This window comes from Streptomyces sp. NPDC051662, from assembly GCF_040681655.1.
Classification (GTDB): Bacteria; Actinomycetota; Actinomycetes; order Streptomycetales; family Streptomycetaceae; genus Streptomyces.
In genome coordinates, this window is the sequence record NZ_JBFAZD010000012.1 from 73,399 (window position 1) to 86,576 (window position 13,178).

Genomic DNA, 13,178 nt, shown 5'->3' on the forward strand with positions numbered 1-13,178 from the left:
TCCGCCCGACCCCGGCACACCCTGAGCTCCGACCCCCGCCAAAGTCGCATCCCAGCCGCCCTCGGCGTACTGCCAGGGGACGATCCGCCTCGTCCCCGGGTCGGATCTTCCCCCCGGCCGGCGGGTGAACGCGCCCCACCGGCCGTACCGTCGGAACCATGACGCAGCGGGCGAAGATCGACACCGACGGCCCCGAGCCCCATGGCCCCGAGCCGCACGGCCGCGGATCTCACGGCCCGATCGACCCAACCGGCTCGCCACCCTCGACCGGCCGGGTCATCGACGCGGGCGCCGAACTCGACCCCGTACACCCCATGAGGCCGCCCCGGCCCGACGACCGCCACCGCGGCCTGACCGCCGCCGAGGTGGCGCGGCATGTCGCACGCGGCGAGGTCAACGACGTTCCGGTCCGCAGCAGCCGCTCCCTCTCCGAGATCATCCGCGCCAACGTCTTCACCCGCTTCAACGCGATCATCGGCGTTCTCTGGGTGATCATGTTCTTCGTCGCGCCGATCCAGGACACCCTCTTCGGCTTCGTGATCATCGCCAACACCGGGATCGGCATCATCCAGGAGTGGCGCGCCAAGCGGACCCTCGACGGGCTCGCGGTCATCGGCGAGGCGAAACCGACCGTACGGCGTGACGGCGTCGCCGCCGAGATCTCCACCAGCGAGATCGTCCTCGGGGACCTCATCGAGCTGGGCCCGGGTGACAAGGTCGTGGTCGACGGCGAGATGGTCGAGGCCGACAGCATCGAGGTCGACGAGTCGCTGCTGACCGGCGAGGCCGATCCGGTGCTGAAGCGCCCCGGCGACCAGGTGATGTCCGGCAGCTTCGTGGTCGTGGGCGGCGGCGCGTTCCGGGCGACCAAGGTCGGGCGCGACGCCTATGCCGCGCAGCTCGCGGAGGAGGCGTCCCGCTTCACGCTGGTCGACTCCGAGCTGCGCAACGGCATCAGCACGATCCTCAAGTACGTCACGTGGATGATGATCCCGACCGCCCTCGGACTCATCATCAGCCAGCTCGTCGTCCAGCAGAACGACTTCAAGAACTCCATCGCCAGGACCGTCGGCGGCATCGTGCCGATGATCCCCGAGGGGCTCGTCCTGCTGACCTCCGTCGCCTTCGCGATCGGGGTCATCCGGCTCGGCCGCAAGCAGTGCCTGGTGCAGGAGCTGCCCGCGATCGAGGGGCTGGCCCGTGTCGATGTCGTCTGTCTCGACAAGACGGGCACGCTCACCGAGGGCGGCATGGACGTCCGCGAGCTGCGACCGCTGAACGGCGCGGACGTGACGTACGTACGGCGGGTCCTCGGCGCGATCGGGCGGTCCGACCCGCGCCCCAACGCCAGCCTCCAGGCGATCATCGACGCGTACCGCGACGAGAGCGGGCGGTGGCCCGTCACGCAGGCGCTGCCCTTCTCCTCCGCGCGCAAGTACAGCGGCGCCGCCTTCGGTGAGTCCGAGGGGCAGGCCGAGGGGCAGGCCGACGGGGAGGCCGCCCGCTGGCTGCTCGGCGCACCCGATGTGCTGCTGGCCTCCGACGATCCCGTGCTCGCCGAGATCGACCACCTCAACCGGCAGGGTCTGCGCGTCCTGCTGCTCGCCCGCGTCGACAGCGAGCTCGACGCGCCCGACGCCGCGTCCGGGGCCCGCGCGACCGCGCTCGTCGTCCTGGAACAGCGGCTGCGGCCCGACGCCGCCGACACCCTCGCGTACTTCGCGGAACAGGACGTCGCCGCCAAGGTCATCTCCGGCGACAACGCGGTCTCGGTCGGCGCGGTGGCCGGAAAGCTCGGTCTGCCGGGCGCGGAGCACACGGTCGACGCCCGGCAGCTGCCCGCCGAGCGGACGGCGATGGCGGAGGCGCTCGACTCCGGCGCGGTCTTCGGCCGGGTCACGCCCCAGCAGAAACGCGACATGGTCGGCGCGCTCCAGTCACGCGGGCACACGGTCGCGATGACCGGGGACGGCGTCAACGACGTCCTGGCGCTGAAGGACGCGGACATCGGCGTCTCGATGGGCTCGGGTTCGGAGGCGACACGCGCCGTCGCCCAGATCGTCCTGCTGAACAACAGCTTCTCGACGCTGCCTTCGGTGGTCGCCGAGGGCCGCCGGGTCATCGGCAACATCACGCGCGTGGCGACGCTCTTCCTGACGAAGACGGTCTACTCGGTGCTGCTCGCGGTCCTGGTGGCCTGCTTCCAGGTGGAGTACCCGTTCCTGCCCCGCCATCTGACGCTGCTCTCCACGCTGACGATCGGCATCCCGGCGTTCTTCCTGGCGCTGGCCCCGAACACCGAGCGCGCGCGGCCGAACTTCGTGCGCAGGGTGATGCGGTACGCGATCCCCTCGGGCGTCATCGCGGCGATCGCGACCTTCGTCACGTATCTGCTGGCCCGGAACTACTACTCCGGCCCCGACGCGCTGAACGCGGAGACCAGCGCGGCCACGCTCACGCTGTTCCTCGTCTCCATGTGGGTGCTGGCGATCGTCGCGCGCCCCTACACCTGGTGGCGGATCGGCCTGGTGGTGGCGATGGGGGCCGGGTTCCTGCTGGTGCTGGCGGTGCCGTGGCTCCAGCACTTCTTCGCGCTGAAGCTGGTGGGCACGACGATGCCGTGGACGGCGGTGGCCATCGCGGTGGTGGCGTCGGCAGCGCTGGAGTTGTGCTGGCGGTGGGTGGGCCGCAGATTCCCGGCGTAGTTCCGGGCGGGCGCGCCGGACCGAACGCCGCCGCGCCCGCCCCGCCCCGCCTGCTCCGCCTGCCCCGCCCTGCCCCGCCGGGCGCGCTGTCAGTCGAACCAGCGGTCCCTGGCCAGCTCCGCCGTCCGCGACGGATCCTCCAGCAGCGCCGCCACCTCGAAGCGCCGCGGCCACTGGCCCGCCGCCCAGGCGAGCCCCGCCGCCACACCCTCCAGCGTCGCCGCGTGCACCACTCCGTCCGGCGTACGGCGCCAGTCCAGCTCGACACCGCCCGCGAGAAGTTCCTCGTGCTCCACATAGGTGCCGGGGGTGCCCGCGCCGAGCAGTACGCGGACCGAGTCCGGGACCGTGTGCTCCTCGCCCTCCGTGGTCACCTCCGCCGCGTCGGCCACCACCTCGCTCAGCCGCCGTACCTGAAGCAGCTCGGCCAGCTCGGTCACCCGGGTCGGTGACACCGGCAGCAGCGGCAGCCCGCCCGCCAGCGGCAGCAGATCGGGCGCGTCCGCGATCACCGCGTCCGCCGCGTCGGCCACCCGTACCTCGCCGTCGGCGACCACCCGCAGCTCGTCCGGGAGCGTCACCTGCTCGGGATCGAGATCCGCGAGCGCCGTGTAGAGCCCGTGCAGCTGCTCCGGGCTCACCTCCCGCTCCGGGTCGGCCAGCCTCCCCAGCAGCTCCGCCCCGCCGCCCGGCTCGTCCAGCAGCGCGGCGACCGAGGTCCGCACCCCCAGCGCCCGCAGCACCTGGGCATCGTCGAAGCCCGTCGCGTCCACGGAGTCGTACAGCCCCGCCAGCAGCGGGTCACCGCTCGCGGCCCGCAGTCCGGCCGGGCGGCGCCCGTCGAGTACGGGATGGTCGCGCAGCCACCACGCGGTGTACGAACGCACCGTCTCCGTCGTACCGTCCGGCAGCAGCACCCGTACGGACTGCGTCAGCGCGTCCCGCAGCGGCGGCCGTGCCAGCAGCGCCAGCGCGCGCGGCCACGCGTCGTCATCGACCAGATCCAGATCCCGTACGGCCACGATCTCGGTCGCGACCGGCGGTACGGGCGTCTCCGGCAGCCGGTCCAGTACGTCCTCGCACCACACGTCGACCGCGTCCAGCAGCCCGGCGTCGTCCGGCTCGGCGAAGTCCCCCTCGCGGGGCTCCAGTTCATCGGGGTCCAGCACCACATCCGTGGCCCGTACGAGCGCGAAGTCCGCCAGGACGCCGCACGCGGCGAGCGGCTGCTCGCCCCAGCGCTCGGCCAGCTCCGCGTCGCAGAAGGCGAGTTCGTCCTCACGCAGCACCGACGCGAACGAGCTTCCCGGCAGCACCAGTTCACCGGCCGGCGCCAGCTCGCCGTCCTCGTCGGTCAGCGCCAGCGCGCCGAGCCACGGCTCGTCCCCCACCTCCAGACCGGCGTCGCGTACGAGACCGAGCACGATCTCGGCCAGCTCCTCCGCGTCGGGCGTGTCGACGTCCTCGTCCCAGACCTCGCCCGCGTCCAGCGAAGCGGCGACCGCCGCGCGTACCTGCGGGGTGGTCAGTACGGCACGAGGCGTGGCGGGCAGCGCGCCCAGCTTCTCCAGCAGCGGATGCGTGGCCTCGGGATGCGCCACCTTCAGTCCGAGCCGCGCCAGATCGGCCGACCCCGCGGCGTCCGGCAGCGGCAGCAGGATCTGCCGCGGCCCGATCGTCGTACGCCCATTGGCCAGCGGCACCGGCAGCCCGGACAGCCGCTCGGGGTCGACACCCGCGAGCGACTCGTACAGCCGCCACCACCAGCCGGCCGGCCTCTCGGCGCCCGCGATCCGCTCGATGGCCTCCCCGAGCGGCAGCCGCCCGACGCCCAGCGTGCGCAGCTCCACCCGCCGTTCCAACCCCGCGGGCAGCAGCGTCGGCAGCACCTCCGCCAGCACACTCACGGTGTCGGCGCCCGCGCCCTCCACGACCTCCGCCTCGAACGAGCGCAGCGCGGTCAGCTCCTCGCTCGGAGCCGCCGGGGCGAGGAAGGCCACCCGGGGCAGCCGCTCCAGGATCGCGGCCCGCAGCCGGCCGTCCAGCTCGCCCTTGCCGAGCGGACCGGGCACCAGATCGATGGTGCCGGTCGACACCGGCTCCCAGCCGCCGAGCAGCTCCGCGTACGCGTCGGCCGCCTTCCCGACCAGGAAGTCGGTGAGCGGTCCCGGCGCGGGATGGCGCCGTGTGGTGTCCAGCGGCAGCGAGGCGATCAGCAGCGCGGGCACGCCGAGCGGCTCGTCCGTGGGCGTCGGCGCGTGCACGACGGGCGCGGTACGGGGCCGCGCCGGGGCGCCCTCGCCGTCCACGGGCACCGCCCAGGTGACGGACCAGTGGGGCCGCAGCCGCTCTTCCACGGGCCGCCCTTCGAGCAGCGCGGGCGGCGTCGCACCGTGCTGTCCGACGACCCGCCAGCGGTGCGTGGCGCCGTCCGCGCTGTCGTCCACGTCGATGTACGGGCCGTCCTGCGACCGGCGCAACACCCGTACCCCGTCGGGGGTTTCGATCACGACCTCGGCGAGTCCGGCGAGCGCCAGCAGCAGCGCGTCATCGACCTCGGCGAGGAGCCGCGCCACCAGATCGGCGGCGGTGCCGTCCCGCAGCGGCAGGATCACGACCGTGTCGTACCCCTCGGGTGCCGTGCCCTCCGCCGGCAGCGGCAGCCGCAGCAGCGGTACGTGTCCGTCGCGGCGCCGCAGCTCGTCCCCGAGGCCGGGGCTGGCCTGCGCGGCCCGCCCGGCCAGCTCGCGGGCCTCCGCGAGGGACCAACGGACCCCGCCGTGCCGCCCGATGACGGCGGGCTCGTCACTGACGGCGAGTACGGCGGCGAACCCGACACCGAACCGGCCGACAGCGCCCTCGTGCCCCTCGCGCTTGGCCGAGGCGCGCAGCGTACTGAGCGACTCGACACCGGTCGCGTCGAGCGGCGCGCCCGTATTGGCGGCGACGAGTACGGCGGGGCCATCGGCTCCGCCAGGGCGCAGGGTCAGCCTGAGCCGGCCCGGCACGCCGGCGCGGGCGGCGGCGTCCGCGGCGTTCTGGGCCAGCTCGATGACGAGCCGGTCGCGGTAGCCGCCGAGCGCGAGGTCCTCCTCGGCGTTGGCGTCCTCCCGGAACCGCGCGGGGCTGGCGCCCCAGGCATCGAGTACTCCACGCCGCAGCCGAGCCGTCCCGAACGGGTCGGCCCCTTCGGTGGTCCTGACGCTCACGCTGTGACTCCGCTCTTTCGCTGTCGCGTACGTGCGGGCCCGAAGGTACCGCGCGTCGCGGTCCGTCGGGGGTTCGGGTATGGCGCGGTTCGCCTTCCGGCGGGGTCGTGGTGCGGTGCGCCTTCGCCTCCCGGCGGGGGGTCGTGGTGCGGTGCGCCTTCGGCGCGGGGCGCGTTGTGGTGCCGGGGGCCGGGGCCTCCGGAGGTACATGTCCGGACGGCATGATTTACGGCGCGCAGCTGCCCAGACGATGGTTCGGGCGGTCGCGCGCCACAAATCACGCTTTAGTGTCCGGACACGCACCTCCTCCGACCCCGACCCCCTCCCCCCGGTGGTCCGCCTCGCGCACGACCGGGCCAGTCCGTGACGGGCGGTGAAGGGGGGCGCGCAGGGATCGTGTCCGGGACGTAGAGCGTGATTTGTGGCGCGCGAACGCCCGCATCTCGACTGTGGCCAGGGTCGCGCCGTAAATCATGCAGTCCCGGACGCGAGCCCGGAGCGCACCCCGGCAACCACCCGCACCCGGCCACGCACCCGCACCCCGCCGGAGGCGCACCGCACCACCGGCCCCAGCCGAAACGCACCCCGGACCACGACCCGCACCCGGAAACCGGCCCCCGCCGAAACGAACCCGGACAACGACCCCCAGCCGGGAGGCTAAGAGTGGCCCAGGTCCTCCGACTCGTCCTCCGTCGTGATCACCGACCCGCTGTCCGGCGACGGCCTCAGCGGAAACGCGTCCGTCGCCATCGAGTCCAGTACCGGCGCCGCCCGCCGCGGCGGCTTCGGCATCACCGCCGCCTCGGAGTGCCCCCCGCACCCGTACGCCAGCGACACGACCCGCCCGTCCGCCGGCGAGAACTCGTTCGCGCAGACGCCGAAGGCCTGTCGCAGGGAGCCCGCGAGGGGCAGCAGGAAGCCGCAGGTCACGCAGGGCGCGGGCGCCGCCTGTGCCATGGGGGTCTTCGCGCCGAACGCCTCGTCCCAGCGGTCCGCCGCCGCGTGCAGCCCGTACCGCGACAGCACCCGCGCCCGGCGCATGCCGAGTTCCTCGGCGACGGACGCGATCGAGCCACGTTCGGGAGCGGGTGCCGTGTCCGTCGCGCGGTCGGCCGCCGATTCGGGAGCCTCGGGCCCCGCGTCCTCCGCCTCGACGAGGTCCGCGAGGTTCTGCGGGGTCACCACATCGGGCAGCACCGAGTTCGGCGGTGGTGCGTCCGCGCCGGAGTAGCCGGGCTCCAGCCGCAGATCCTCGGCCTCGGTGGGCAGCAGATCGCCTGGGCCCATGTCGCCGGGGCGCAGCCGTTCGCTCCAGGGCACCCACTCAGGGGCCAGCAGGGCGTCGGGGCCTGGCAGGAGCACCGTTTCGTCGAGCGTGACGATCTTCGCGCGGGATGCCCGCGCCACCGTCACCGCCCAGCGCCAGCCCCGGTAGCCGGGCTCCTTGCACTCGAAGAAGTGCGTGACGACCCGGTCCCCGTCCGCCACCACCGAGACATGTTCCCCGACAACGCCGGGTGCGGCGGCCTCCTCGGCAGCCGACCTGGCGAGGTCTACCGCCTCGGCGCACAGGCGGTCGGGGGTTCGGCTTCGCGTCGTCGCAGCACTCACAGGTCTCGCTTCTCTCCTACGCCGTCTCACGGGTGCGCCGGCCGATTCGCGATGTACGAGCCGAGGGCGGAGCGGACCAGAGGGCCGCATCGACGTCCACGCCCGATCTCTCCTCGGGCACACCTATCGTTATCCATTCTGCGGGATGACGAAGAGGCGCGCGGCCGAGAACAACCGCCGGTGGCGCGCTACGCACGCTACCCCCTCTCTCGCCCCCCGCCCACCTGCACGCCGCCTTTCCCGGACTTCGGCCCACACCGCAACCAGGCCGTGACCCGGAGGAACCCCATGGTGGGAGGCCGACAATGTGTTCGGATCCACCCAGGAGAGATTCCGGGCGCGTCCCTCGCTCCGGTACCGGACGGTGAACTCTCCCCGGCTCGCCGGTGACTCACGTCGGCTCGTCCTTCATGGCACCGTCACGGCCCCGTCACGCTCCGAATCGGTTCGCACCAGGAGGCCTTGGGGCACTATGTCGAGGTGGCAGCCGTGAGGTCGTCCGACACACATACGGCCGGGCCGGTCCGGAAGACCGGGCGGGCCATCGGCCATGCCCTGCGGCTCCCTCTGACGGCCGGGGCGAGGGGGATCCGCAAGGCCACCCACGCGCACGGCGCGGGGGAGTCGGGGCTCGGCAAGCTGATCGAACTGCACGCCGTGAACGGCGCGGGCGATGTCATGATCACCGTCGCTCTCGCGTCCACGGTCTTCTTCTCCGTGCCGACGGACGAGGCCCGGGGCCGCGTCGCGCTCTATCTCGCCGTCACGATGGCGCCCTTCACTCTGCTCGCCCCCGTCATCGGCCCGCTCCTGGACCGTCTCCCGCACGGCCGCCGCGCCGCCATGGCCTGTGCCATGTTCACCCGGGCCGCGCTCGCGATCCTGATGTCGACCGCCGTCATCACGGGCAGTCTGGAGCTGTATCCGGCCGCGCTCGGGGTGCTTGTGGCGTCGAAGGCGTACGGGGTGGTCCGCAGCGCGGTCGTGCCCCGGCTGCTGCCGCCCCGGTTCTCACTGGTGCGGGCCAACTCCCGGGTCACCCTGGCCGGGCTGCTGGCCACCGGTGTGGCCGCGCCGATCGGCGCGGGGCTGCACCTGATCGGTCCGAGGTGGCCGCTGTACGGCGCGTGCCTGATCTTTCTCGCCGGCACGTTCCTGGCGTTCACGCTGCCGGGCAAGGTGGACTCCGCGAAGGGCGAGCGCAGGGCGCGGCTGGTCACGGTCGCCCAGGGGGCGAAGAGGAAGCCCTCGCTGCGTACGGTCGGCCCGGCGGTGCTGCACGGCCTCCAGGCGAACGCGTCCCATCGCGGTCTCTCCGGCTTTCTGACCTTCTACCTCGCCTTCCTGCTGCGCGAGCATCCGCTCTTCGGGCACAGCGCTGTCGTCTCCCTGGGCATCGTGGGCGTGGCCGCCGGCGCGGGCAACGCCCTGGGGACGGCGGTCGGCGCCTGGCTGAAGGCCCGCGGTCCTGAACTGATCATCGCCACCGTCCTGGGCGTGGCCCTCACCGCGGCGATCGTCGCGGCGCTGCTCTTCGGCGGCCTGATGATGGCGGTCCTGTGCGCGGTGGCCGGATTCACCCAGGCCCTGTCGAAACTCTCCCTGGACGCGGTGATCCAGCGGGACGTACCGGAGCAGGTGAGGACCTCCGCCTTCGCCCGCTCGGAGACGCTGCTCCAGATGTCCTGGGTGGTGGGCGGCGCGATCGGTATCGCGCTGCCGCTCAACGGCGTGCTGGGGATGTCGGTCGCCGCGGCGATCGTCGGGGTCGGCGCGATCACGGCCGTACGCGGACTGCTGACCGCGGCACGGCGCGGCACGGCGCACGCGCGCGTCGCGTGACACCCGCCCCGGCCGCCCCGGTGGACGGCTCGCCGTACCCCCTCGCGGCGTGGGCTCGGGCGACCGATAGCCTTCGCCCCATGACCGTTGCGTTCTTCTCTGGTAGGTACCGCCGGGCCGGTGTCGCCCTCGGTGCGGTGTCCGCCGGACTCCTCGTCCTCGCCGCCTGTGAAAAGCCGACGCCGCTCGCGACCGTGACGGTCGGTGACAACTCGATCAACACCGAGGCGGCCTGCTACAACGACGGCAAGGCGATCAAAGCCGCCGACATCCAGCCCTGCCTGAACAAGAAGGCGGACAAGGTCGTCGAGATCTCGATGGACGACAAGGTCCACTTCGGGGTCGACCCGACGATCGCCGAGCACGGCTGGACGCTCTTCATCAACGGTCAGCAGGCCGAGCAGGAGCCGTACGAGAAGACCTACCGGACCATCCCCGGCAACGCCTTCTTCTCCACCCAGACCGGCGAGACCACGAGCGACACCCAGGTCAGCATCGTGGAGACCAACGGCAAGACACTGACCGGCATCTGGCACTTCGAGTTCAAGAAGAAGTCCTGACCGACCCGGTGATCCGGCGGCCGGTACGGCCCCGGAGACCGGGCACCACTGGAGGCTCCCGCCATGCGTGTACTTGTCGTCACGGCGGTGGCCGCGGAGGCGGACGCCGTCGCCGCGGGCCTCGGCCGGTTCGCGGGCGCCGGTGTCCGGGAGCTGACGGGTGGGTACGAGATGACGACCCACGCGCAGTTCACACCGAGGCCGGGGTCCGTACGGATACCGGTGGTGGAGGTCCTGGCGGGCGGCGCGGGGCCGGCCGCGGCGGCGGTCGCCACGGCGACGGCGCTGGCGGCCTCCCCGTACGACCCGCCGTACGATCTCGTCATCTCCGCCGGCATCGGCGGCGGCTTCGCGCCCCACGCCCCGCTGGGCTCGCTCGTCGTCGCGGACACGATCATCGCCGCGGATCTGGGCGCCGAGACCCCCGATGGCTATCTGCCGGTCGAGGAGCTGGGTTTCGGCCGTAGCGTCCACCGGCCGTCGACCGCGCTGACCGCCCGGTTGTCGAAGGTCCTGGACGCCGATCCGCGGGTCCACTCGGTTCTCGCGCCCGTCCTCACCGTCACCACCGCGACCGGCACGGCCGCCCGTACCACCGAGCTGACCGCGCGTCATCCGCGCGCCGCCGCCGAGGCGATGGAGGGCTTCGGGGTCGCGGAGGCCGCCGCCGCCCACTCCGTACCGTGCGCCGAGATCCGCGCGATCTCCAACACCGTCGGCCCGCGCGACCGCGCCGGTTGGCGGATCGGCGAGGCGCTGGACGCGCTGCGGTACGCGTTCACGCTGCTCACCCCCGTATTCGAGGAGCCGTCATGACCCCGCAGCCGTTGCAGATCGCCTACTCGCCCTGCCCCAACGACACCTTCGTCTTCGAGGCCTGGGCACACGGCAGGGTCACCGGCGCGCCCGAGATCGATGTCACGTTCGCGGACATCGACATCACCAACGGCATGGCGGAGCGCGGGGAGTTCGACCTTCTCAAGGTCTCGTACGCCGTGCTGCCCTGGATCCTGGACGAGTACACCCTGCTGCCCTGCGGCGGCGCGCTGGGCCGGGGCTGTGGCCCGCTGGTGCTGACGAAGGAGCCGGGCGCCGATCTGACCGGCGGGACCGTCGCCGTACCGAGCGAGCGCTCCACGGCCTATCTGCTCTTCCGGCTGTGGGCGGCGGATGTGCTCCCCGGCGGGGTGGGCAAGGTCGTCGTACTGCCCTTCCACGAGATCATGCCCGCGGTACGCGACGGCAAGGTGGACGCCGGACTCGTCATCCACGAGGCGCGCTTCACCTATCAGAACTACGGGCTGCACCGCCTCGCCGACATGGGCGAGCACTGGGAGTCCACGACCGGGCTGCCGATCCCGCTCGGCGCGATCATCGCGAAGCGTTCGCTGGGCACCGAGGCGCTTCAGCTGCTGGCCGAGTCGATCCGCAGGTCGGTACGGATGGCCTGGGACGATCCGGAGACCTCACGGCCGTACGTACTGGCGCACTCCCAGGAGATGGACCCGGCGGTGGCGGACCAGCACATCGGGCTGTACGTCAACGAGTTCACCGCGGATCTGGGCGAGGACGGCTACGCGGCGGTCCGCGGGCTGCTCACCCGCGCCGCGGCCGAGGGACTCGTACCGCCCCTCGGCCACGACGCGCTGCGTTTCGTCTGACTGCCCATCCGGCTCACAGGCCGGATCACCGGCCCGGCTCACCCGCCCCGGTCACACGTCCAGTTGGTCGGCCACCGCGCGCAGCAGGCCGGCGATCTTCGCGCCCTGCGCCTTGTCGGGGTAGCGCCCGCGCTCCAGCATCGGCGTGATGTTCTCCAGCAGCGTCGTCAGGTCCTGGACGATCGAGGCCAGTTCGTCGGGCTTGCGGCGCTGGGCCGCCGCGACCGAGGGCGTCGGGTCGAGGACCGTCACCGAGAGCGCCTGGTCCCCGCGCTGTCCCGCCACCACACCGAACTCCACGCGCTGGCCTGGCTTGAGCGCGTCGACTCCGGCGGGGAGGACCGACGAGTGCACGAAGACGTCTCCGCCGTCGTCGCGGGAGAGAAAGCCGAAGCCCTTCTCGCTGTTGAACCACTTGACCTTGCCGGTAGGCACGTCTGTCCTCGTCCTCGTACTCGTTGGGGCGCCGGAGGATGTCGACACCCCCTGGCGCGCGCAAAAACGGCTCTGGATAGCACTACAGCGGGTCCATCGACCCGCCACCACCAAGGCTAATGGTCCAGAGGCTGGTGACAAGACGTCGCCGGACGGTTCCTGTCCGCTGCTTTCCGCAGGGAACTACCCTGGTGGCGTGACTGCTACTCCTGAACCCCGTGTGACGGCCCGTGCGACGGAAGAGGCCGGACCCGGCGACGGGCTGGTCCGTATCGGCGCGATCGTCTTCATCGTCGGCGCGATCGCCACCCTGATCACCGTCGCTCCGCTGTTCCTCGGCTCCGAGCCCTTCCCGTCCATCGCCTACGCCGTCTGCATGCTGATGGGCGTGGGTTTCGTGATCGCCGCCGCGGGTGTGCTGCGCTCGATCGCCGCTCAGCGCCGACGGGCCAAGCCCGCCGCGTAACCCTCCAGCCAGGTCGGGAAGGCCGTCAGGTCGGGCAGGATCACGTCGGCTCCGGCGCCGCGCAGCGCCTCCTCGTCGCACGGCCCGGTCGGTACGGCGACGGACAGCGCCTGAGCCGTGTGCGCCCCGCGCACATCACCGATGTGGTCGCCGACGAACACCGACGCCTCGTACTCCCGCAGCGCCTCGCCCTTGGCCTCGGCCCACAGCCAGCCGACCACCACATCCGGCTCGATCCCGAGGTGGGTGAGGTGGAGCTGGGCGTTCGGCTGGTGCTTGGCCGTGACGACGATCGCGCGCCCGCCCAGCTCCTGGACGGCGCTGACGGACTCCCGGGCGCCGGGCATCGCCCGCGTCGGCGGGATCGCGTATGTGGGATAGATCTCCCGGTAGCGGTCGGCCACTTCGGCGACCCGCTCCTCGGGGAACCAGTGCGCCAGCTCCTGTTCGAGCGGCGGCCCGAGCCGGGTGACCGCGAGATCGGCGTCGATCGGGACCCCGGTCTCCTCGGAGAGCGCCTGGTAGACGGCGCGGATCCCGGGCCGTGAGTCGATCAGGGTCATATCGAGGTCGAAGCCGACGGTGAGCGGTTGCCGAGCCGTGAGGGAAGCCATGCGGTCATTGTGCCCAGGCTCCGGGCTGCCCGTAGGGGCGTCGGGCCCCGGCGGATGGCCGGAACCGGGTGCTTA

General features: G+C 72.6%; 10 protein-coding genes. 6 read left to right on the forward strand and 4 right to left on the reverse strand.

Going from position 1 to position 13,178, the window contains the following annotated elements:
• Positions 1 to 158: 158 nt before the first annotated feature.
• Positions 159 to 2,705 (forward strand): HAD-IC family P-type ATPase, encoded by a 2,547-nt coding sequence (locus AB0M67_RS21175; protein ID WP_365747549.1) that lies wholly within the window; start codon positions 159 to 161, stop codon positions 2,703 to 2,705.
• A gap of 89 nt (positions 2,706 to 2,794) precedes the next feature.
• Here AB0M67_RS21175 and AB0M67_RS21180 read toward each other — a convergent pair whose 3' ends face one another.
• Entirely contained in the window at positions 2,795 to 5,914 is a 3,120-nt protein-coding gene (locus AB0M67_RS21180; protein ID WP_365747550.1) for a molecular chaperone Hsp90, read from the reverse strand.
• 657 nt (positions 5,915 to 6,571) lie between these two features.
• On the reverse strand, positions 6,572 to 7,525 hold the full coding sequence (locus AB0M67_RS21185; protein WP_365747552.1) for a DUF3027 domain-containing protein: 954 nt from the start codon (positions 7,523 to 7,525) through the stop codon (positions 6,572 to 6,574).
• Between the two features lie 480 nt (positions 7,526 to 8,005).
• On the opposite strand from AB0M67_RS21185, the gene AB0M67_RS21190 reads away from it, so the two are divergent.
• From AB0M67_RS21190 to AB0M67_RS21205, 4 genes are all read left to right on the forward strand, one after another.
• Positions 8,006 to 9,367, forward strand: coding sequence for an MFS transporter (locus tag AB0M67_RS21190; RefSeq protein WP_365747554.1), 1,362 nt, complete (start codon positions 8,006 to 8,008; stop codon positions 9,365 to 9,367).
• Positions 9,368 to 9,447: 80 nt separating this feature from the next.
• The gene (locus AB0M67_RS21195; protein WP_365747556.1) at positions 9,448 to 9,927 is read left to right on the forward strand and encodes a DUF2771 domain-containing protein; all 480 of its coding nucleotides are present in this window, start codon (positions 9,448 to 9,450) and stop codon (positions 9,925 to 9,927) included.
• A 63-nt stretch (positions 9,928 to 9,990) separates the two neighbouring features.
• On the forward strand, positions 9,991 to 10,743 hold the full coding sequence (locus tag AB0M67_RS21200) for a futalosine hydrolase (RefSeq protein ID WP_365747558.1): 753 nt from the start codon (positions 9,991 to 9,993) through the stop codon (positions 10,741 to 10,743).
• The gene (locus tag AB0M67_RS21205; RefSeq protein WP_365747559.1) at positions 10,740 to 11,588 is read left to right on the forward strand and encodes a 1,4-dihydroxy-6-naphthoate synthase; all 849 of its coding nucleotides are present in this window, start codon (positions 10,740 to 10,742) and stop codon (positions 11,586 to 11,588) included. Before AB0M67_RS21200 ends, AB0M67_RS21205 begins: the two co-directional genes overlap by 4 nt.
• Before the next feature lie 51 nt (positions 11,589 to 11,639).
• On the opposite strand, the gene AB0M67_RS21210 is transcribed toward AB0M67_RS21205, so the two are convergent.
• Positions 11,640 to 12,023, reverse strand: coding sequence for a cold-shock protein (locus AB0M67_RS21210; RefSeq protein WP_308354918.1), 384 nt, complete (start codon positions 12,021 to 12,023; stop codon positions 11,640 to 11,642).
• Between the two features lie 196 nt (positions 12,024 to 12,219).
• On the opposite strand from AB0M67_RS21210, the gene AB0M67_RS21215 reads away from it, so the two are divergent.
• A complete protein-coding gene (locus AB0M67_RS21215; RefSeq protein WP_365747561.1) occupies positions 12,220 to 12,489 on the forward strand; it encodes a hypothetical protein in 270 nt (89 codons plus the stop codon).
• On the opposite strand, the gene AB0M67_RS21220 is transcribed toward AB0M67_RS21215, so the two are convergent.
• Positions 12,459 to 13,103, reverse strand: coding sequence for an HAD hydrolase-like protein (locus tag AB0M67_RS21220; protein ID WP_365747563.1), 645 nt, complete (start codon positions 13,101 to 13,103; stop codon positions 12,459 to 12,461). The genes AB0M67_RS21215 and AB0M67_RS21220 overlap by 31 nt on opposite strands.
• Positions 13,104 to 13,178: the final 75 nt, after the last annotated feature.